The organism is Gordonia sp. ALPHA1B1 (assembly GCF_005502615.1).
Taxonomy (GTDB): domain Bacteria; phylum Actinomycetota; class Actinomycetes; order Mycobacteriales; family Mycobacteriaceae; genus Gordonia; species Gordonia hongkongensis.
In genome coordinates this window covers 108,996-130,689 of record NZ_SCOC01000001.1, presented here as the reverse complement: position 1 = coordinate 130,689, position 21,694 = coordinate 108,996, and the positions used below count along the sequence as shown (strand labels likewise).

Here is a 21,694-nt window from a genome sequence, read left to right as displayed (position 1 = left end):
GAAAACTTCGGTGACGGACTGCCGATCAGCTCAGACAGCTCGGTCCGAGCAGCGCCTTGAGATCGCCCATCAGCGCGGAGCTCGGAGCCACGCGCAACGACTCGGTCAGCTTCAGCTGGGTCTGTTTCTTGTCGCTGACGAGAGTGACGTGGACGTCGGCCATGCCCGGGTGACGGGTCAGCACCTGCTTGAGCGCCTGGACCCGGTCGGGCGTGCACAACCGCGCCGACAGCGTCAGCGACACCGGCTTGGTGGCGCCGGCGGTCTCGAGGTCCGGGACCGCGAGATCGTTGGCGCTGATCATCATGCTGTCCTCACGCATGTTCACGCGCGCCTTGATGAGCACGATGTTGTCGGCCACGATGTCCATGCCGTAGGCCATGTAGGCGCGCGGGAAGAAGTAGACCTCCACGCCGCCGACCATGTCCTCGAGGGTCACCGCCGCCCACGGCTCGCCCTTCTTGTTCACGCGCCGGGTCACCGAGGAGATGATGCCGCCGATCGTGATCTGGGCGCCGTCGGCGACGTTCCCCTCGAGCAGCGTCGTGATGGAGGTGTCGGTGTGCGCGGCGATCGCGTGTTCGACACCGCTCAGCGGGTGGCCGGACACGTAGAGCCCCAGCATCTCTCGTTCGATGGCGAGCTTGTGCTTGGTGTCCCACTCTTCTTCGGGCACCTTGACCGCGAACACCTCGGCCAGCCCGGGGTCTGCAGTGTCGTCGTCCCCCGCTCCACCGAAGAGGTCGAACTGGCCGATCGCCTCGGCCTTCTTGGTACCGATGACCGATTCGACGGCCTCCCCGTGCACGAGGAACAGGCCCTTGCGCGGGTGACCCAGTGAGTCGAACGCCCCGGCCTTGATCAGTGACTCGGTCACCTTCTTGCTGCACGCGGTGACGTCGATCTTGCCGAGGTAGTCGGAGAAGTTGGTGAACTTCCCCTTCTCCTCACGCGCCGAGATGATCGACCCGACGACCCCGGACCCGACGTTGCGGATCGCGGCCAGGCCGAACCGGATGTCCTTGCCGACCGCGGCGAAGTTCCGCTGGGATTCGTTGACATCGGGCGGCAGCACGGTGATGCCGAGCTTGCGACAGTCGGCCAGGTAGATCGCGGCCTTGTCCTTGTCGTCGCCGACCGAGGTCAGCAGACCGGCCATGTACTCGGCGGGATAGTTCGCCTTGAGGTAGGCGGTCCAGAACGACACCAGTCCGTAGCCCGCGGCGTGCGATTTGTTGAACGCGTACCCGGCGAACGGCAGGACGGTGTCCCACAGCGCGGTGATCGCCTCTTGAGAGAAGCCGTTCTGGCGCATGCCCTCTGCGAAGCCGTCGTAGGCCTCGTCGAGGATCTCCTTCTTCTTCTTGCCCATCGCGCGACGCAGCAGGTCTGCTTGTCCGAGCGAGTAGCCGGCGACCTTCTGGGCGATCTGCATGATCTGCTCTTGGTAGACGATCAGACCGTAGGTCTCGGAGAGGATCTCCTTGAGCGGCTCCTCCAGCTCCGGATGGATCGGCCGGATCTCCTGGAGACCGTTCTTGCGCTTGGCGTAGTCGGTGTGGGCGTTCACGCCCATCGGACCCGGGCGATACAGCGCCAGGACGGCGACGATGTCCTCGAATCCCGTGGGCTGCATCATCTTCAGCAGCTCGCGCATGGCCGCGCCGTCGAGCTGGAACACGCCGAGCGTGTCGCCGCGGGCGAGGAGCTCGTAGGTCTTGGGGTCTTCGAGGGGCAGCGCGTCGAGGTCGAGGTCGATGCCCCGGTTCAGCTTGATGTTCTCGAGGGCGTCACCGATGACGGTGAGGTTGCGCAGCCCGAGGAAGTCCATCTTCAGCAGGCCGATGGCCTCACATGACGGATAGTCCCATCCGGTGATGATCGCGCCGTCCTGTGCGCGCTTCCACACCGGGATTGCATCGGTCAGCGGCTCCGACGACATGATGACCGCGCAGGCGTGCACGCCCGCGTTGCGGATCAGGCCTTCCAGACCGATGGCGGTGTCGTAGATCTTCTTGACGTCCGGATCGGTCTCGATGAGCGTGCGGACCTCGGTGGCCTCGTTGTACCGCTCGTGCTCGGGGTTGGTGATGCCCCAGACCGGGATGTCCTTGGCCATGATGGGCGGCGGCAGCGCCTTGGTGATGCGGTCGGCGATGGCGAAACCCGGCTGACCGAACTGGACGCGCGCCGAGTCCTTGATCGCGGCCTTCGTCTTGATGGTGCCGAAGGTGATGACCTGGGCCACCTTGTCGCTGCCCCACCGGTCGGTCGCGTACCGCACCATCTCGCCTCGACGACGGTCGTCGAAGTCGATGTCGATATCGGGCATCGACACACGCTCGGGGTTGAGGAATCGCTCGAAGAGCAGTCCGTGCGGGATGGGGTCGATGTTGGTGATGCCCAGGGCCCAGGCCACCAGCGAGCCGGCCGCCGAGCCACGACCCGGACCCACCCGGATGCCGACCTCGAGAGCGTGCCGGATGAGGTCGCCGACGACCAGGAAGTACGCCGGGAACCCCATCTGGATGATGACGTCGAGTTCGTAGTTGGCGCGCTGCAGGTATTCCTCGGGCACCTCGGTGCCGGCGAAACGGCGCTCCGCGAGTCCCTTCGCGACCTCCTTGCGCAGGAACGTCTGCTGCGTCTCGCCGTCGGGGACCGGGAAGACCGGCATCCGGTCGCGGTGGGTGAAGACCTCTTTGTAGGACTCGACGCGCTCGCCGATCTCCAGGGTGTTGTCACACGCCCCGGGGACGATCGAGTCCCACTGCTCGCGCATCTCGGCCGCGGACTTCAGGTAGTAACCGTCGCCGTCGAACTTGAACCGGGTCGGATCGGAGAGGGTCTTGCCGGTCTGCACGCACAGCAGCGCCTCGTGCGCCGCGGCGTGCTCCTTGGTCACGTAGTGGCAGTCGTTCGTGACGATCGGCTTGATGCCCAGCTTGCGACCGATCTCGAGCAGACCGTCGCGCACACGCCGCTCGATCTCGAGCCCGTGCTCCATGAGTTCGAGGTAGAAGTTGTCCTTGCCGAAGATCTCCTGCCACTTCGCCGCGGCCTCGAGCGCCTCGCGGTCGTGGCCGAGCCGGAGCCGGGTCTGCACCTCACCGGACGGGCATCCCGTCGTCGCGATGATCCCCTCGGCGTGCTCGGCGATCAGGTCCACGTCCATCCGCGACCACTTGCCGAGCTGCCCCTCGATCGACGCGAGGGACGACAGCTTGAACAGGTTGCGCAGCCCGGTCGCGTTCTCGGCGACCATCGTCATATGGGTGTAGGCACCCGAGCCGGAGACGTCGTCGCTCTTCTGATCGCGGGTGCCCCACTGGATTCGTTTGGTGTCGAATCGCGAGCCGGGGGCGATGTAGGCCTCGATGCCGATGATCGGCTTGATGTCGTTCTTGACCGCCGTGTTGTAGAACTCGCTGGCGCCGAACATGTTTCCGTGGTCGGTCATGCCGATCGCGGTCATCCCCAGACGTTTTGCCTCGGCGAACAACGGGGACACCTTCGCCGCACCGTCGAGCATGGAGTACTCGGTGTGGTTGTGCAGGTGTACAAACGAGTCCGTCACGGCGCCTCTTCTGTCGAGATCAGTCGGTAGATGTCGGGTCAGTCGTCAGATGTCGGTTCGGTCGGCGGTCATCGGCACCCGGAGAGTGCGCCCGAAGGCGGTCGGGCGGGTCCGAGTCCGGGTCCACTCTAGGCGCGTGCACCGACACCGCCGGGCTCCCACTCCGCGTCGTGACGGATGGGACAGCTGTGGTAGCGGAGCCGGTTCGCTCACCGCGCTCACAGGGCCATGAACACGATGACGATCGCGACCAGCAACACCACGGCGACGATCGCCAGCACGATGGGCAACCGGTTCGACGACGACGGCGTCGATGAAGTCGGACCCGCCGGCCCGGCCCAGCCCCGGGCACCCTGACCGGGCAGCCCGCCGGGTCCCGCGGCATCCAGGCCGCGCGGCGGGGTGCCGGCCGGTGTCGGGCCGACGCCGCCCGGGCGGCTCCGGTCGGGCCGCAGGTGGTCGTTGCTCTGCCGGAACGGATTCGACGGCAGGTGCTGCCACACCGCCGGATCGGCACCGGTCGTCGGCCTCGATCTCGGGCCGCGCCCGGGCACCCGCGAGCCCGGCGCGGGGCCGGAGGACGGCGTGGCCGCACCCGGTGGGGCGTTCGGAGGACCGCCCCGCGCCGGGGCCGCGCGCTGCGTCGCTTCATGTGCCGGGTCCACGTTCGCCGCGGGACGGCCGGGCCCGGGTCGGCGGGGCTCGGCCGGCCCCGGCCGTGATCGACGTTCCGCGGGTGGTCGGTCGGGGGTCGCGGCGCGACCGGCGGGCGGCGGTGTCGGCCGGTCGAACCGTCCCGGCATGTCCGGCGTGCGCGGACCCGGGACGGCGCCGCCGGCCATCCGACCGGGGAGGCCGCGGACCGTCTCCGCGTCGAGGTCGGCGGCCGACCTCGGCCGCACGTTCCGCAGACCCGTCGCCAGCGCATCGGCGAACTCCCGGCAGCTGGCGAAGCGCTCGTCCGGGGACTTCGCCATCGCACGCGCGATGACCGCGTCGGCGTCGGGCGAGAGTCCGGGCACGAGCTCGGAAACCCGCGGTACGGGTTCTTTCAGATGTGCTCCGATGACGGCGCCGTTGTCGCGGTCGTCGAAGGGCACGCGTCCGGTGAGCAGGTGGAAAGTGGTGGCCGCCAGCGAATACTGGTCGGTCCGGCCACCGAGTCGACGACCCGTCAGCTGCTCCGGCGACGCGTACGACAGCGTGGCGAGGACCGTGCCGACCGAGGTGAGCGCCTCGGTCTCGTCGGACAGTTTGGCGACCCCGAAGTCGGTCAGCAGGACCCGCTGCTCGTCGAACGACGAATCCTCGTCGACCTCGGCGAGCAAGATGTTGGCGGGTTTCACATCGCGGTGCAGCAGTCCGCGCCGGTTGGCGTGGTCGATCCCCCGCGCCACCTCCGACACGATGTGCACCACGCGACGCGGGGCGAGGCGGCCGCGTCCGGCGAGTTCGCGCGCACAGTCGGTTCCCGGGACGTACTGCATGGCGATCCAGAGCAGATCGGCCTCCGCCGACTTGTCCGGCCTCGACGCCACCGGCACACTCGCACGTCCGCGGTTGAACACGGTGACGATGTTCGGGTGGTCGAGCGTGGCCGCGACCTCCGCCTCACGCAGGAACCGCCGGCGAAAGTTGCTGTCCGTGAGCCCGGCCGAGGCCTTCAGCACCTTCAGGGCGTCGTACCGGGGCAGCTCCGGATGCCGGGCGAGGAAGACCGCACCCATGCCGCCGCTGCCGAGTACCCGTTCGACGCGGTACCCGGCGACGAGGGTTCCCGGCTCGAGCACTCCCCCAATCTAGCGGTGTGTCTCGGAAATAGTCGATCGAACGGCCTGGTCGCGGGAGGCCTCAGGCCCGCTCGCTCCGCTCCCGGCGCCTCGTGAGGTCAGGTCGCGCGCAGGACCTCGAGCGCGTGCTGCAGGTCCTCGGGGTATGACGAGGTGAACTCCACCTGTCGGCCGTCGGCCGGATGGGCGAACCCGAGCGACCGCGCGTGCAGCCATTGGCGTTCCAGACCCAGCTTCTTGCCCAGCACCGGATCGGCGCCGTACGTGGGATCACCGCAGCACGGATGGTGGAGGGCCGAGAAGTGAACCCGGATCTGGTGTGTGCGACCGGTTTCGAGGTGAACGTCCAGCAGCGACGCCGACGCGAACATCTCCAGGGTGTCGTAGTGGGTGACACTCGGTTTGCCGTTCGCGGTCACCGCGAACTTCCAGTCGTTGCCGCGGTGGCGGCCGATCGGCGCATCGATGGTCCCCGACGGCGGATCGAGGTGCCCCTGGACGAGCGCGTGGTAACCCTTGTGTACGGTCCGCTGTTTGAACGCCCGCTTGAGCAACGTGTACGCCCGTTCGGACACCGCGACCACCATGACCCCCGACGTGCCGACATCGAGACGGTGGACGATCCCTTGACGTTCGTGCGCTCCCGAGGTCGAGATCCGGAAACCCGCAGCCGCGAGGGCCCCGATGACCGTCGGGCCGCTCCAGCCCAGCGAGGGATGCGCGGCGACACCCACCGGCTTGTCGACGACGACGATGTCGGAGTCGTGGTAGATGACCTCGAGGTCCTCGACCGGGGTCGGCTCGACGCGCAGCGGCTCCTCCGGTTCGGGCAGCGTGACGTGCAGCATCGTGCCCGCGGCGAGTTTGTGCGACTTCCCCACCGCCACGCCGTCGACGACGACGTCGCCCTCCTCGGCCAGGGTGGCGACGACGGTGCGCGACAGCCCGAGCATCCGGGAGACACCGGCGTCCACGCGCATCCCGTCGAGGCCGTCGGGCACCGGCAGGAACCGCGATTCACGCATGCGCGCCGCCCTCGGTGCCGGCCGGGTCGCGCTGCTCACGGCGGGCCGCCCAGCCCGTGCGGGTGCCGTCGTAGTCGAAACCGAGCGCGGAGAGGACGACCAGGAGGATCGCGCCGCACACCACGGCGGAGTCGGCGACGTTGAACACCGGCCACCACCCCACCGACACGAAGTCGACGACATGGCCCTGAAGTGGTTGCGGGGCACGGAAGATGCGGTCCGTCAGGTTGCCGATGGCGCCGCCGAGCACGAGGGCCAGCCCCGCCACCCACCACCAGGAGCGCAGCCGGCTGCTGTAGCGGATGATCACGAGCACGACCACCAGGGCGATGATCGATAGCACCCAGGTGTATCCGGTGGCCATGGAGAAGGCCGCGCCGCTGTTGCGGACCAGACGCAGCGTGACGAAGTCGCCGATGATCTCCACCGGGCGCATCGGGTCGATCGCGGCGACCGCGATCGATTTCGTCAGCTGGTCGAGTCCCAGGACCACGAGCGCGACGCCGAGCACCACGATCGTCGCCGTCGGCACCCGGCGGCCGGGACGTGCGGCGGCGTCGGTGTCGTCGGGTCGGCGGTCGGCCCCGGGTTCGACACGGTCGTGCGGGTCCACGTGCTCTCGATCCGTCAGGGGTTGGTCATCCACAGCATCATTGTCCACGACACGTCGAATACGCTGGCTACCCGTGTCCCCGCATCCCCGTCGCCTCCGGTCCGTCGTCTCGTCGATCGGGGCGGTGACCGCGCTGTCCGTACTGGTCGCGGGATGCGCATCGGGTCCCGACGAGACGCCCGGCGCTCCTACGGCGAGCACATCGGCGGGCTGCAGCACCGACTCGCCGTCCCGCGCCGCCGGTGCGGCGCCGGTCCCGATCGCACCGGCAACGGTGACGATCGTCGACGCGGGAACCGGGGAGCGCCGCGTGCCGACGGCCGCGCCGGACGTCGCGACCGCCCAGTCGGTGACCCTGGTGACGACCTCGGAGGTTGCGTCGCCGGGCACCTCGGACGCGCAGACCGTCGAGATGCCGCTGACCGCGCGGTTCGAGTGCGCCGACCCCGCCGACCTCGAACTCGACCTCGGCACGGTCACGTCCCCCGACACGACGCTGAACGACGAACTGTCGGCGATGGCCGGCGCGAAAGCCGGTCTCACGCTCGGTCCGGGCCTGGCGCCGGTGTCGCTGCGGATCGCGCCGCCGGAGCCGGCCGGCGGCGAGGCGCGACTGGCGGTCGAGCAGGCGCTGGTGTCGGCGTTCAACGCCGCGGTCGTGCTCCCGACCGAACCGGTCGCGGTGGGTGCGACGTGGCGGAGCGAGCGGGTGATCGCGGCCGCGGCGACCGTCACCCAGACCATCGAGGCACGGCTCACCGCCTGGGACGGCAACCGATTGACCATCGAGTACACCGCCGACGAGACCCCGGTGAACTCGGTGTTCGCGATCCCCGGCGGCAGTGACAGCCTCACCATCAGCCGCTACAGCTACTCCGGTCAGGGGTCGGTGACCGTCGACCTGACCCGGGGGCTGCCCATCGCCGGCGAGGCCACCTATCGGGGCGCCCGCGAGTTGGTCGGCGCGGACCCGAACCGGCCGCTGGTGCAGCGGACCGGACTGGCCGTGGCCTGGCGCTGAACGCCGACGGCCCCGGGTCACCGACTTCGGTCGGCGACGCGGGGCCGCGGATCATGCTGTGCGGCGAGTGGTCAGCTCGCGGGAGCGCACATGGCGCTCTCGACCTGGTAGAGGCCGAGGAGGTTGCACACGGTCTCGTTCGAGAGCTTCCAGCGTCCGTCGTCGAAGACGATGGTCGACTCGGCGTTGGTCGGCGGGTTGCCCGCGGTCTCGATCCGGACCTTGACGCGGGCCTTGTTCGGGCCGGCGCTGATCACGGGGTTGACGAGGACCCAGTCGACGTCGGAGTTCTCGGCACGCGCCTTGACCAGCTCGTCGAAGATCGCCGGGTCCTTCTCCGAACCCTCGACCAGTTCGACCTTCTCGGCCCGCGGGATGTCGGGGTCGACGGCCTGATCCACCATCTCGTTGAGGGCGGCAATCGACGGCGGGTTACTGCCGTCGGTGATCTCGGAGCCATCGCCGCTCGCGGCGGCGGTGGTGCTGGTGAGTGTCGGTGCGGGCGGGGCGTCGCTGTCGTCACTCCCGCAGGCCGCGACGGTGGTCATCAACGCGGCCGCGATCATGGTCGCGCCCAGAAACTTCCGATACTTCAACGATCTCCCTCACTGTGTTCTCGGGCATGGGGTGCGCCGGCGGGCGCTCTCGTACCGCGATGCCGGACGTGTCTGCCGGGTTCGACCCGACCGGACGTGTCTGCCGGGGTGTACCCCCAGCCGGACGTGTGTGCCGGGTTCCCCCCGGCGACGGCCCACACCACTATGCCAAACGGCAGGCACCAGGGGTCCCCGGTGCCCGGCGACACGCGTCGACGATCCGTCCGGCCGGCGGCGCCGAGCAGGCAACGCTTGACGGGCCGACCTGGTTCCGGTGACCCTTGGGCACCATGACAGGCACCCCGCCCGCGGCCGCCGGAGTCACCGTGCTGATCAGCACCGGAGGCACGATCGCCGCCCAGACCACCGACGACGGCGCGGTCCCGGCGCTCGGCTCGGCCGCTCTCCTCTCCGCCGCCGGGAAAGTCACCATCGGGACCGACATCGGGGCCGGGGACGACGGGACGTCGCGCACTCCGTCGGCCACCCGCACCGTCGACCTCATGTCGGTGGACAGTTCCGCGATGACCGTCGCCGACCAGTTCGCGGTGGTCCGCGCAATCGCCGACGCCCTGACCGACCCCGCCGTCCGCGGCGTGGTGGTCACGCACGGGACCGACACGATGGAGGAGACGGCCTACCTCGCCGACCTGTACGCCGCCGACGAGCGGCCGGTCGTGTTCACCGGGGCCATGCTGCCGTCTGATTCTCCTCGCGCCGACGGGCCGTCGAATCTCGCCGCCGCGTTGGCCGCGATCGACGACCCGGCCGCTCGCGGTCGAGGAGTCCTCGTGGCCATGGGGGGCCGGCTCCTGCCGGCACGCGGGTTGTTCAAGGTCTCCACCACCGACCCGGCGGCCTTCGACACCGTGCAGGGCACCCGTCGGGCCGACGACCCGCCGGTGCCGCGACGAGTGCTCGCCGGACCGGTACCGGTGGGCCGGCCGGCACGCGTCGATGCCTTCACCCTCTACCCGGGCGTGTCACCGGGACTGATCGCCGCGTCCGTCGCGCAGAACGCCGCCGGCGTGGTCCTCGCGGCGACCGGCTCCGGGAACACCCACCCGGACATCACCGCCGAGGTGGCACTCGCCGTCCAGCGCGGGGTGACCGTCGTCGTCACCAGCCGCGTCCCGTACGGCGAGGTGACCGCGACCTACGGCGGGGGCGGCGGCGCAGTCGATCTGCGGCGGGCCGGGGCGATCGTGTCACCCTGGCTGCGCGCACCGCAGGCGCGCATGGCGCTCATCGCACTGCTGACCTCGGGTCACGATCTCGAATTGATCACCGATTTCTTTGTCGCACAACAGGACTGATTGCTGCCACCGGCACCCGCCGGGTGGCGGTCACGGCCGGTCGATACCGTGCCCGATCGGTCAACCGTCGCCCGGAAGATCCCACTCGAGGCTGTCGAGCGGATCCGCCGGACGGAGGTTCGGATCGTCGACCGGAAACGTGCGCGTGCGCCCCGGCCCGCTCGTGCGGGTCTCGAATCGCACGGTCACGACCCCGTGTCCACTCCCCTGAACCCAGCCGTGCCCGTGGTCGGGGTGGGTCACGTCGGCGCCGGGGCCGAAGCGGCCGACCGGCATCGAACTCCCTCCCGGCGCGAACCGCGGGGGTTCGGGCGCCGAGTCAGCTATCTGGACGGCCGACGCCTCGGCCCCGGCCGGGTCCGGTGACGTCGCCACCTCGGCGCCGCCCCCCGCTGCCGCACCGTGGCCTGCGGCGGTGTCGTGGTGGGTGGTCTCGACATCGGCCGGTCCCTCGCTGCCCAGCTCGTCGAAGAGGGCGTACTGCTGCACCGCGGTCAACCCCGAGAAGCTGACGCCGACAAGGCGAATCGCCCCGATGGAACGCGGATCGAGCGCGAGCCGCTGCGCCGTCCGCTCGAGGTCGTCGAAGTCGGTGGTGGCCGCCGCGGTCGTCGCCGAGCGCGTCAGGATCGACATGTCGGATCTCTTCAGTTTCAGTACGACGGTGCGCGCTCCCCGGCCGTCGGTGAGCAGTCGGCGGTGAGCGCCGGCGGCGGCCTTGCGGATGGCGGGACGCAGCGCGTCGAGTTCGACGATGTCCTCGGCGAAGGTGGACTCGGCGCTGATCTGCTTCGAGGAGGCACGTTCGGCGACCGGCCGGTCGTCGATGCCGTGGGCAAGGCGATGCAACGCGGGACCGACGGTGGCGCCCAGCACGGAGGCCACCTCGACCGGCGACATCGCCGCGAGGTCACCGATGGTCGCGATCCCCAGCCGCGCCAGCCGATCGCCGGACACGGGCCCGATGCCCCACAGCTTGCGGACCGGGAGCGAATGCAGGAACTCCAGCTGGCCGGACGGTGGGATCACCATCACCCCATCGGGTTTGGCCATCCCCGAGGCGATCTTCGCGAGCTGTTTGCCGCTTCCGAGCCCGACCGACGCGGCGAGTCCGACCTCGCTCCGGATCCGGGATCGAAGCTCCTCGGCGAACTCGCGGGCCGCGTCGACGGTCGCCCCCGCGAGTTCCTCCGGCTCGCCGAACGCCTCGTCGAACGACAGCGTCTCGATGACCGGAACAGCCTCGCGCACGATCCCGAAGACACGTTTGCTGACCGTGCTGTACACCGATCCGCGCGGCGGGATGACCACGCCGCTCGGCCCGATGAGCCGACGCGCCTGGTGCATCGGCATCGCCGAGCCGGCACCGAACACGCGCGCCTCGTAGCTGGCGCCGGCGACCACCCCGCGCCCACCGGACCCGCCGACCAGTACCGGGCGGCCGCGCAGCGTCGGGCGGGTGAGCTGTTCGACGGAGGCGAAGAACGCGTCCATGTCGAGGTGCATCACCCAGCGTGGGCTGCGTTCGGACCCCCGCCCCGACACCGCACCGACCGGGCGCGGCGGTTCGGGTTCGAGGCGTGACACCTCCCCGAGTCTAGTGAGCAGCGGTGACGGCGAAGACGGGGATCAACCCGGCGTGGGCGGCGAGATCCTCATCCGACGAGGCGAGCTCGAGGCCCGCGGGCAGGAACCGCCCGACCTCCCACCCCCAGCGGCGCAGGTACTCCCGGATGACCGGCGGACGAAGCGCGGGGTCGAGCTCGGTGAGGGTGACGACGGCCCGACGTCGGCCGCGGCGGAGTTCCACCGTCCCGGCCGCGCGTGCGTTGCGGACCCATTGCGTGTCGCCTCGGACGGCGACCAGGAATTCCGCCCCGTCGAGTCGCAGCACGTTGACCGGCACCCGCTGCGGCGTGCCGGTCTTCCGGCCGACGACGGTGAGCGTCTGGGCCCCGGCCAGGTTGACCCCGCGGTCGGCGAGCCAGCGCACCGCGCGGTTGAAGGCGGCGTCGAATCCGCTGGGGGCCTTGTAGTGGGTGGTCGCGGTCATGATCGGCCTTTCGTCGAGGTGATGAATCCGAGAGCAGTGCTCTCGAAATCGAGTATGCAGCCACGCCGCCAGGAAATCAAGAGCACCGCTCTCGGTTGTGGCAGGATCGTCGCCATGGCCACCGGACGAACCCGCGCGGAGAACCGCGCGATGATGACCGACGAGATCCGTCGACTGGGACGCGAACACCTGACCACCTACGGCGCCGCCGGGCTCTCGTTGCGCGCCATCGCCCGCGACTTGGGCGTCGTCTCCTCGGCGGTGTACCGGTACGTCCCGAGCCGCGACGAGTTGCTGACCATGTTGCTGGTGGAGGCTTACACCGATGTCGCGGACGCCGTCGATGCCGCGGCCGATTCCATCGCCACCTCCCGACGGCGCGATCGACTCGCGGCCGCGGCCGCGGCCGCGCGGACCTGGGCTCTCGCCGAGCCGTCCCGATGGGCGCTGATCTACGGAAGCCCGGTGCCCGGTTACTCCGCCCCCGGCGAGCGGACCATCGGGCCCGGCACACGCATTCCCGTGCGGCTGCTCCGCGAGTGCTCGGCCGCTCACGCCGAAGGCCTGCTACGCGCCGACCTCCCCTCTCCCACACCGGATGTCGCCGCGGACATGGACGCGATCCGCGACGAGTTCGACCTCGACACCCCCGCCGCGGTCCTGGCCGCGGCCACCACGTTGTGGGCCGTACTCGTCGGCGCGATCAGCCTGGAGACCTTCGGCCAGTACGGGACCGACACCTTCGCGCATCCCGAGCAGCTCTTCCGGCTCCAGATCGAGCAGACACTGTCGGGCCTGTTCGCCTGAGATCGGACAGAGTGCGGTATTCGTACCGGTTTCCGGTACAGATCCCGCACTCCGCGCGGTGGGTGGATCAGCGGGTGACCGGCCGACGGAGCTCGACCCCGACGAGCTTGTCGGGGTTGCGCATCACGTAGATGTCGACGATCAGGCCATCGACGACGCGGAGGGTGATCGCGGTCTGCAGCCGGCCGTCGAAGTAGAGGATCATCCCGGGCTGACCGTTGAAGACCACGAACTCGGCGCGGTAATCCTCGAGCACGGCACCGATCCGGGTGAACCCCGAGAGCACCCGCATCACCGCGGGCGCCCCGCGCATGGGCTGCCGTACCGCGGTGGTCTTGCCGTTGCTGTCCGAGGTCAGCACCACCTCCGGTGCCATGAGGGCGATGAGGGCGTCCGCGTCGCCCGACTCGGCCGCGTCGAGGAACGTCTCGACGACCTCCGCGGCGCGGGCACGGTCCATCGGATCGAACCGGGGGCGCCGACGCTCGACGAACGACCGGCCCCGTTCCGCGAGCATCCCCACCTCGTCGAGCGACCAGGACAGCGACAGCATCGTGGCGATCGTGTCGTCGGCGAATCCGAAGACCCCACTCAGGACGTACACCGTCCGCTCAGCGGGCTCGAGTTCCTCCAGAACGAGCAGCATCGCGGTCGACGCGAACTCCGCAAGACCCGCGTCGGCGAGGACGTCGCCGTCGAACCGGATGGGATCGGGCAACCACGGTCCGACGTAGTCCCCGGCAACACGTCGACGCGCAGTGAGCGTCTCGAGCGCGCGCCGGGCGACCTGCGCGATGAGGTGCGCTCGGGCCGACCCGGGGCCGAACGCGTCCACCGGCGCGCTCGCCGGATGATCCCAGAGACAGTGTCGGACAACATGATCGGCGTCCACAGCCGAGCCCAGGATCTCGTAGGCCACCGTGAACAGCAGCGGTTCGAACGCGGCGGATCGCGCCGGGATCGGGTCCACGTCCATGCGGGTCATCGGGGTCTGCCCCCTCGTAGATGGTTCGGGCGGCGAACGACGCGCTCGGGTGTGTGCTCACCCCGCGGGGCCATGTCGCGGCAGTCTCCACACCGTACGTGGCGCAGCACCACCAGGGTGCGACTGTTGCGATCGGTGTCCCAGATCGTCTCGTCCGACCTCCCCGCGCGGCCGACGACAACGACACCGCGCGAACACCCGGCCGGGATGTCCGCGCGGTGCCCGGGTCAGCGGATCAGTTCGCCTTCGTCACGTCGGCGGTCACACCGTCGCCCAGTTCGATGCTGCCCGCGTCACCATCGCCGGTCACGTCGAACCGCACCGCGAGCACCTCGCCGGCGATCAGGTCGGCGTGCGTCCTCGCCCAGTCCAGACGTTCGGCCGGTACGACGAGTCGCACCGTGATCCGGTCGGAGACGTCCAGTCCCAGGGTGCGGCGCGCATCCTGCAGCTCGCGAACCCGGTCCTTCGCCCACCCCTCGGCCTCGAGTTCGGGCGTGACCGCCGTGTCGAGGACGACCAGGCCGTTCCCGCCCGGCAGCTCCGCGGTCGAGTCCGGTTCGACGGCCACCAGCCGTCGGGTGAACTCCCCGTCGTGGAGTTCGATGCCGTCGGCGACGACGACCTCGGACCCGTCGGCGCCCTCGCGCGCAGTCCAGTTGCCCGACTTCACCGCCTTGATCGCACGCTGTACGTCCTTGCCCAAGCGGGGGCCGGCGGCACGCGCGTTGACCGCGATCTCGTAACGCCCGTACTCGCTGGCATCGGCCGCCAGAGTCACGTCCTTGACGTTCATCTCGTCCTTGATCAGGTCGACGAACGGCTCGAGCGCGGCCGCGGTCGGCGAGGCCACCGTCAGACCCGACAGGGGCAGCCGGACCCGCAGCTTGTTGGCCTTGCGGACGCTCGACGCCGTCGAGCACACCGCCTGGACCTGGTCCATGGCCATGACCAGGTCGGCATCGGCCGGCAGCTCATCGTTCGTCGGCCAGTCCGTCAGGTGCACCGACCGCTCCCCGGTGAGACCCCGCCAGATGGCCTCGGTCGCCAGCGGGAGCAGCGGCGAGGCCAGCCGGCAGGCGACCTCGAGCACGGTGTACAGGGTGTCGAAGGCGTCGGTGTCCTCGTCCTGGCCGGCCCAGAAGCGCGCCCGGGAACGACGCACGTACCAGTTGGTGAGCGACTCGACGAACTCACGGAAGGCGTCGCACGCCCCCGCGATGTCGTAGGTGTCGAGCGCCGCGGTCATCGTGTCGCGGGTCGTCGCCAGCTTGGCCAGGATGTAGCGGTCGAGCACATGCTGCGAGTCGGTCCGCCAGGTCGCCGGGCGCTCGGCGTAGAGCTGCAGGAAGCTGTAGGCGTTCCACAGCGGCAGAAGCGCCTGACGCACCCCTTCCCGGATACCTCGCTCCGTCACGACGAGGTTGCCGCCGCGCAGGATCGGCGAGGCCATCAGGAACCACCGCATCGCGTCCGATCCGTCGCGATCGAAGACCTCGTTGACGTCGGGGTAGTTGCGCTTCGACTTCGACATCTTCTGCCCGTCGTCACCCAGCACGATCCCGTGCGCAGCAACGGTTTTGAAGGCCGGCCGGTCGAACAGCGCGGTGGCCAGCACGTGCAGCGTGTAGAACCAGCCACGGGTCTGCCCGTTGTACTCGACGATGAAGTCGCCCGGGTTGTGGGCCGGGGCGTGCGCGGAGTCACCACCGTCGAACCAGTCGCGGTTCTCGAACGGATAGTGCACCTGGGCGAACGGCATCGAACCCGACTCGAACCAGCAGTCGAGGACCTCGGGCACCCGACGCATGGTCGACTTCCCGCTCGGGTCATCGGGATTGGGCCGGGTGAGTTCGTCGATGAACGGCCGGTGCAGGTTGTCCGGACGCACCCCGAAGTCGGCCTCGAGGTCGTCGAGCGAACCGTAGACGTCGACGCGCGGGAACTCCGGGTCGTCGGACACCCAGACCGGCAGGGGCGCACCCCAGTACCGATTGCGGCTGATGTTCCAATCCCGGGCGCCTTCGAGCCACTTGCCGAACTGTCCGTCCCGGATGTGTTCGGGCACCCACGTGATCTGCTTGTTCAGTTCGACCATGCGGTCGCGGAACTGCGTCACCGCGACGAACCACGACGGCACCGCCATGTAGATCAGTGGCTGGCCCGACCGCCACGAGTGCGGGTAGGAGTGCTCGATGGTCTCATGGCGGAGGATCCGGCCGGATTCCTTCAGGTCCTTGATGATCACCGGGTTGGCGTCGAACACCATCAGACCCTCGTACGGCGGGACCTGCGCGGTGAAGCGTCCGCCCGGGTCGAGCGGTTGCACCACCTCGATGCCATTGGCGGTCGCGAGGTCCATGTCCTCCTCGCCGAAAGCCGGTGCGAGGTGCACGATCCCGGTGCCGCTGTCGGTGGTCACGTAGTCGCCCAGCAACACGCGATGGGAGTTCGGATGGCCGGCGAAGAAGTCGAACGGCGGTGTGTACGACAGGTTCTCCAAGGTCTTGCCCAGGTGGGTGCCGAGCACCTCCGGATCGGCGATCTCCTTCGCGTACGCACCGATCAGCGCCTCGGCCAGCAGGTATTCCCGGCCGTCGGCGGCCTTCACGTGGACGTAGGTGACCTCGGGGTTCACCGCGATCGCGAGGTTGGACGGCAGGGTCCACGGGGTCGTCGTCCAGATCAGCGCGTTGACTCCGTCGAGGGAGGACAGCGGACCGTCGGGCACCCGCAGCGGCATCGTGACGGTGACCGCCGGGTCCTGCCGCATCCGGTAGGCATCGTCGAGCTTGGACTCCTGGTTGGACAACGGCGTCTGCTCGTACCAGCTGTAGGGCAGCACTCGATAGCCCTGGTAGATGAGCCCCTTGTCGTAGAGCGCCTTGAACGCCCACATCACCGACTCCATGAAGTCGAGATCGAGTGTCTTGTAGTCGTTGTCGAAGTCGACCCAGCGGGCCTGGCGGGTCACGTAGTCACGCCACTCCCCCGTGTACCGCAGCACCGAGTCGCGGCAGTACTCGTTGAACTTCGCCATGCCCATCTTCTCGATCTCCGACTTGTCGGTGATCCCGAGCTGCCGTTCGGCCTCCAGCTCGGCAGGCAGACCGTGTGTGTCCCAGCCGAATCGGCGGTCCACCTTCTTGCCACGCATGGTCTGGTACCGGGGTACCAGATCCTTGACGTAACCGGTCAGCAGGTGACCGTAGTGCGGCAGGCCGTTCGCGAACGGCGGACCGTCGTAGAAGACGAACTCCTCGGCGTCGGCCCGGTTCTCGATCGACGCGGCGAAGGTCGAATCGGAGTCCCAGTACTGCAGGACCCGCTGTTCCACGGACGGGAAGTCGGGGGCGCTGCGCCCGGTGCCCCCGGTCATGTCGACCTTGGGATACACCCGCCCGGACTGAGTGGGGGCGGACTGGGTGGGGTCGGTCGCGTCGCTCACGGCTCGTCTCCTCGTGCCTGGTGATGTCTCATCGGCACGGGGACGCACACCGGAGGTCTGCGCGGTACCACCCCGCTTGCGTCGGAGTTCCGACGCCACTCGACGAATCGCGACGGTTGGTGACCGTACGATCCTGTGGCTGTCACGGGCCACGCCCGCCCGGTTCTACTGGGAGTCACGCATTCGCACCGTCCACTGGACGCCGCACTCGATGACACCGTTCTTCCGGGTGCTCCCCGGTGATGGCCGGATCAACGCGTGAACCAGTGTAGCGACGACCGACCCGGTCGGGCCAATGGGTTCTCGACCGGTGCGCGACCGTGCGGGTGCGCTCAGTCCGGCGGCGGATGCCAGTTCGGATCAAGCGGATCGAAATCCGCACGCCGACGACGCGGCGCGGACTCATCGGGACTTGTTGTCCAGTCGTCCGGGCCGGCGGCGTCGCCGCCCGGCACGTCGTCGGGGACCCACCCCGGAGACTGCGGGTCGAAGGGACGCGGAGCCGACGGCGGGCCGACCGGAGGCCGTTGGCCCCTGGTCGGAGGCGGGCCGGATTGCGGAGGACCGAATTGCCCCTGCTGCGGCCGGGCCTGCTGTTGCGTCCACGATGGTTGACCGACCCCGGGTGGTCGGCTCTGCGGTCCTACGCCGGGCGGTCGGGAACCCGGCGGCGGACCGGGGCGACCACCGGCGACATCGACACCGGTGGGCGGGGCCCCGCGGGGCGGCCCGTCACCACTCGGACCGTCACCGCCGACCGAACGCAGATAGTCCTCGAGGTTGCCCTCACGACGCTCGGGAGCAGGACGATTCGGCGGGACCGAACCAGCGGGCGCGGCCATTCCGGGGTCGAAGGCCCCGGGCCGATAGCCGGCGGGCTCGGAATCGCCGACACCGGGGGCGTCGGCGGCGGGGTACCGACGCGTCGGTGCATCGTCGCCGCGATCGCCGGCCGGGTCGTGCCGGGTGACAGCGTCGTCATCGGCGTCGTGCGACGGATCGGTGTCGCGACCGGCGCCCGGGACCATGTCTTCCAGTGACCGGGCCGCTTCGCCCTTGCGACCGGCGAACACGTCCATCAGGAGGAAGCCGAGGCCCACCAGACAGACCACGATGCAGGCCACGGCCAGCCACACGGTCCCGGTGATGAGACCGAGGATGAGCAGCACGAACCCCAAGAGGGTCGCGGCCAGCGCCAAGGTCAGCACATCACCAGCCTAGTGCGCACCGATCCGCCCAGGTCAGCTGGGTGAGTAGCTGCTGAATCCACCGTTACCCGGATCGTTCGAGAACGACTGATCGGGTCGGCCGCCCTCGACAGGCGCCGCGCTGCCACGCTGCTGGAGTTCCTCGAGCTGGGATTCGAGGTAGGTCTTCAGACGCGTACGGTATTCACGCTCGAAGGTCTTGAGCTGCTCGATCCGGCCTTCCAGCACACCGCGCTGCTGGTTGATCGTGCCCATGATCTCGCTGTGCTTGCGCTCGGCGTCGCTCTGCAGGGCATCGGCACGTTCCTGTGCCTGCCGCAACTGCGCCTCCGACCGCGTCTGCGCGTCGGCGAGGATCGCCTCCGAGCGCTGCCGGGCATCGGCGAGCATGGCATCGGACTTGGTCTGCGCCTCGGAGACCAGCGTGTCGGCGCGCGTCTGGGCGTCGGACAGCATCGCGTCGGCGTCGGCGCGTGCGCTGCCGGTGAGCCGGTCCGCGGTGTCCTGGGCGAGCGCGAGAACGCGTGCGGCACGCACGTTGGCGTCGTCGTTGGTCGCCTGCGGGGCCGGCGTCGGCGCCGGGGCGGGCGGCTCGGGTGCCGCGGCGGGCTTGGCGAACATCTGGGTCCGGTCGTCCGCCTGGGCGCCACCACCGGAACGGGCATCGGCGAGCTCGCTCTCGAGCTCCTCGACGCGCTGCTTGAGGTCGGTGTTCTCTTCGATCAGCCGTGCGAGTTCGGCTTCGACGAAGTCGAGGAACTGATCGACCTCGTCTTCGTTGTAACCGCGCTTACCGATGGGCGGTTTGCTGAACGCGACGTTGTGCACATCAGCTGGAGTCAGCCGCATGTCGGTTCCCCTCATGTCTGGTGGTGAACTTGTGTTCAGTTGGCGGGCCGTCCAACCCGGATCGCGCGACGGTGAGTCGTTCGACCGATACAGGTTGTCACTAACTATTCATACCAGTCAAAAATTGTAACTGGCGTCCAATCCTGTCACACGCGAACCGTTGGTCGCATCTCTGCGATGCGCTGTTGAAATGAAACAGTCATCCGAAGATGACTTACAACGGTAGACCATCGCCGTGACACGGGGTACCCGCCGCCCGATCGGGTGCGCCCGCCGGTGACGGACCCTTCGTGACGCGCCCTCCGCAAGCTCCGGGCGCTCCTCAGGGAGCAGGGGGACGCGCCCGCAAGCTCGGGCGCTCCTCAGGGAGCAGGGGACGCACCCGCAAGCTCCGGACGCTCCTCAGGGAGCAGGGGGATCAGGGGCGGACGAGGTGTCCGGCGATCGCGAGCGACTCGGCCAGGGCGTCGGCGCGTAGGCCGTTGACGATGTTCATGCCGATGATCACGACGAGCATCACGATCATGAGCGACAGGTCGAGCCGGATCGGACCGAGTGGGATCGGGGGGAGAACGCGACGCAGCGCCTTGATCGGGGGGTCGGTCACGGTGAAGACCATCTCGATGACGACCACCGCGATCCCGGTGGGACGCCACTCACGCGCGAAGGTGCGGACCAGTTCGACCACCAGCCGACCCAGGAGGAGCAACCAGAAGATCAGCAGGAGGTAGTACAACACGCTCAACAAAATCGCAGCCACGCGTCAAGAGTGCCTGAACATCTCGGACGACGGCGAACCGAGGTACCCGACGCCGGTCAGGAGTGGTTGTAGAAGCCCGTCTCGGCGATCTTGCGGCGGTCTTCGGGCGACACGTCGACGTCGGCGGGCGACAGCAGGAACACCTTGGTGGCCACCTTGTCGAACGATCCGCGCAGCGCGAACGCAAGACCCGCGGCGAAGTCGACGAGGCGCTTGGCGTCGTCGTTGCTCATGTCGACGAGGTCCATGATGACCGGGTTGCCGTCGCGGAAACGCTCCCCGATGGTACGGGCTTCGCTGTAGTCCGACGGGCGCAGCGTGGTGATCTTCTGCAGCGGGCTGTCGGCGAAGACGCGCTCGAGTTCGCGGGGGTCGGCACCCATCGACCGCGGCGCGGTGGCAGCGCGCAGGGCCGCACTCGACGAACGCTGCAGCGGTTCGAGGCGGGCGGGCGCCCGCATCGGCCCCTCGCCCACCGCGCGACTGCCGGCGTAGGCGAACTCCGCCGCGTACTCCGGGGCCAGGTCGAAGCCGGCGTCGTAGTGGCGGTCGGACAGCTCGTCGCGGTACGCGATCTCGTCGCGGTAGCCGGCGTCCCGGAACGACGGCTCGTATCCGGGATCGTAGGAGGAGTCACCGTAGTAGTCGTCACGGTAGGCGCGCTCACGAGACCGCTCTCGCAGCGGCGGGGCCGACTCCTCGAGGTAGTCGTCCTCGTACTCGCTGGGCGGCACCATGCCGAAGTAAGCCTTGAACTTCTGCATCGTGGTCATTGACGGCCTCTCTGGTAGTGCGACGCCGGTTGCTGCCGTGCCGGATGGTGCATCTGTGGTCAGTGAGCTAACTGCGCTTCGTGTGTCACTTGGTTCTGGTGTTACCAATGTGATTACTGAGAGATTAGCGGCCGATCGCCCATGATCGCGGTTCCGACACGCACGCATGTCGAGCCCGCGGCGACCGCCTCCTCCATGTCCCCTGACATGCCCGCGGACAGTTCGGCGGCGGCGTCGAATCGCCCGCGGAACGCCTCGCGGATGCGTGCGGCCTCGGCCATCCAGTGCCCGGGTTCGCCAGCCAGCGGGGCGATCACCATGAGCCCGCGCAACCGCAGTGAGTCGGCCTCGACGACCCGCTCGGCCAGAGCCGGGAGATCGTCTTCGACGACGCCGCCGCGCTGCGGATCGCCGTCGAGGCTGACCTGGAGCAGGATGCCGAGCGGATCGGCGCGCTCCCCCTCGTCGAGTGCTGCGACCGCGGCACGGTCCAGGGCGTCGACGACCTTCGGGCGGTCGACGGAGTGCACCGCGCGCGCCCACCGCGCCACCGACCGGGCCTTCTTGGACTGCACCGAACCGATCATGTCGAAGACGGGGACGTCGCCGGGCTCCGGGGACTCCCAGTCCCCCAGCACCTCCGCCACCTTCCGGCCGGCCTCGGGTTCGCGTGACTCGCCGAACGCGCGCTCCCCCAGCTGCAGCAGCCGACGGACGTCATCCGCGGGAAAGAACTTCGTGACCACGAGGAGCTGACAGGAGCCCGCCGGCCGATGGGCGGCCTCGACCGCGGCGTCGAGGCGCCGACGCACCGCGGCCAACCGTTCCCCCAGCTCGGCGGTGCGCGCATCAGATGACCCCGTCATGTCCCCA

17 protein-coding genes are annotated in these 21,694 nt (G+C 69.3%); 3 read left to right on the top strand and 14 right to left on the bottom strand.

What is annotated here, in order from left to right; translation table 11 throughout:
- Positions 1-25 precede the first annotated feature (25 nt).
- From dnaE to lspA, 4 genes are all read right to left on the bottom strand, one after another.
- Positions 26-3,577, bottom strand: a complete 3,552-nt coding sequence (gene dnaE, locus FFS52_RS00575; protein ID WP_137808493.1) for a DNA polymerase III subunit alpha — start codon at positions 3,575-3,577, stop codon at positions 26-28.
- A 218-nt stretch (positions 3,578-3,795) separates the two neighbouring features.
- A complete protein-coding gene (locus FFS52_RS24020) occupies positions 3,796-5,367 on the bottom strand; it encodes a serine/threonine-protein kinase (protein WP_137808492.1) in 1,572 nt (523 codons plus the stop codon).
- Between the two features lie 98 nt (positions 5,368-5,465).
- The gene (locus tag FFS52_RS00565; RefSeq protein ID WP_078112878.1) at positions 5,466-6,392 is read right to left on the bottom strand and encodes an RluA family pseudouridine synthase; all 927 of its coding nucleotides are present in this window, start codon (positions 6,390-6,392) and stop codon (positions 5,466-5,468) included.
- Entirely contained in the window at positions 6,385-7,038 is a 654-nt protein-coding gene (gene lspA, locus FFS52_RS00560) for a signal peptidase II (RefSeq protein ID WP_249356492.1), read from the bottom strand. The genes FFS52_RS00565 and lspA overlap by 8 nt, the downstream gene beginning before the upstream one ends.
- A gap of 40 nt (positions 7,039-7,078) precedes the next feature.
- Between lspA and FFS52_RS00555 the strand changes: the two genes are divergently transcribed.
- A complete protein-coding gene (locus tag FFS52_RS00555) occupies positions 7,079-8,026 on the top strand; it encodes a hypothetical protein (RefSeq protein WP_078112843.1) in 948 nt (315 codons plus the stop codon).
- A gap of 71 nt (positions 8,027-8,097) precedes the next feature.
- On the opposite strand, the gene FFS52_RS00550 is transcribed toward FFS52_RS00555, so the two are convergent.
- Positions 8,098-8,574, bottom strand: a complete 477-nt coding sequence (locus FFS52_RS00550; RefSeq protein WP_171011519.1) for a hypothetical protein — start codon at positions 8,572-8,574, stop codon at positions 8,098-8,100.
- A 338-nt stretch (positions 8,575-8,912) separates the two neighbouring features.
- Here FFS52_RS00550 and FFS52_RS00545 point away from each other — a divergent pair, with 338 nt between their 5' ends.
- Positions 8,913-9,938, top strand: a complete 1,026-nt coding sequence (locus FFS52_RS00545) for an asparaginase (protein ID WP_078112840.1) — start codon at positions 8,913-8,915, stop codon at positions 9,936-9,938.
- Positions 9,939-9,998: 60 nt separating this feature from the next.
- On the opposite strand, the gene FFS52_RS00540 is transcribed toward FFS52_RS00545, so the two are convergent.
- Positions 9,999-11,525, bottom strand: a complete 1,527-nt coding sequence (locus tag FFS52_RS00540) for a DNA polymerase IV (protein WP_265966486.1) — start codon at positions 11,523-11,525, stop codon at positions 9,999-10,001.
- A gap of 10 nt (positions 11,526-11,535) precedes the next feature.
- Positions 11,536-11,991, bottom strand: coding sequence for a nitroreductase family deazaflavin-dependent oxidoreductase (locus FFS52_RS00535; RefSeq protein ID WP_078112838.1), 456 nt, complete (start codon positions 11,989-11,991; stop codon positions 11,536-11,538).
- Positions 11,992-12,105: 114 nt separating this feature from the next.
- Between FFS52_RS00535 and FFS52_RS00530 the strand changes: the two genes are divergently transcribed.
- Positions 12,106-12,798, top strand: a complete 693-nt coding sequence (locus FFS52_RS00530) for a TetR/AcrR family transcriptional regulator (RefSeq protein WP_078112836.1) — start codon at positions 12,106-12,108, stop codon at positions 12,796-12,798.
- Between the two features lie 67 nt (positions 12,799-12,865).
- Here FFS52_RS00530 and FFS52_RS00525 read toward each other — a convergent pair whose 3' ends face one another.
- The 7 genes from FFS52_RS00525 to FFS52_RS00495 form a co-directional block, all read right to left on the bottom strand.
- Positions 12,866-13,783: an RNA polymerase subunit sigma-24 gene (locus FFS52_RS00525; RefSeq protein ID WP_137808491.1), complete on the bottom strand. Its 918-nt coding sequence runs from the start codon at positions 13,781-13,783 to the stop codon at positions 12,866-12,868.
- A gap of 235 nt (positions 13,784-14,018) precedes the next feature.
- Entirely contained in the window at positions 14,019-17,231 is a 3,213-nt protein-coding gene (ileS, locus tag FFS52_RS00520; protein WP_078112834.1) for an isoleucine--tRNA ligase, read from the bottom strand.
- A gap of 332 nt (positions 17,232-17,563) precedes the next feature.
- Entirely contained in the window at positions 17,564-18,439 is an 876-nt protein-coding gene (locus FFS52_RS00515; protein WP_068970574.1) for a hypothetical protein, read from the bottom strand.
- A gap of 33 nt (positions 18,440-18,472) precedes the next feature.
- Positions 18,473-19,288 (bottom strand): DivIVA domain-containing protein, encoded by an 816-nt coding sequence (locus tag FFS52_RS00510; RefSeq protein WP_058251721.1) that lies wholly within the window; start codon positions 19,286-19,288, stop codon positions 18,473-18,475.
- Positions 19,289-19,706: 418 nt separating this feature from the next.
- Positions 19,707-20,048, bottom strand: a complete 342-nt coding sequence (locus FFS52_RS00505; RefSeq protein WP_068970573.1) for a YggT family protein — start codon at positions 20,046-20,048, stop codon at positions 19,707-19,709.
- A 56-nt stretch (positions 20,049-20,104) separates the two neighbouring features.
- Complete coding sequence (gene sepF / locus FFS52_RS00500; protein ID WP_065632303.1) at positions 20,105-20,821, bottom strand: cell division protein SepF; 717 nt, start codon at positions 20,819-20,821, stop codon at positions 20,105-20,107.
- 113 nt (positions 20,822-20,934) lie between these two features.
- Entirely contained in the window at positions 20,935-21,687 is a 753-nt protein-coding gene (locus FFS52_RS00495; protein WP_137808490.1) for a YggS family pyridoxal phosphate-dependent enzyme, read from the bottom strand.
- Positions 21,688-21,694 lie beyond the last annotated feature (7 nt).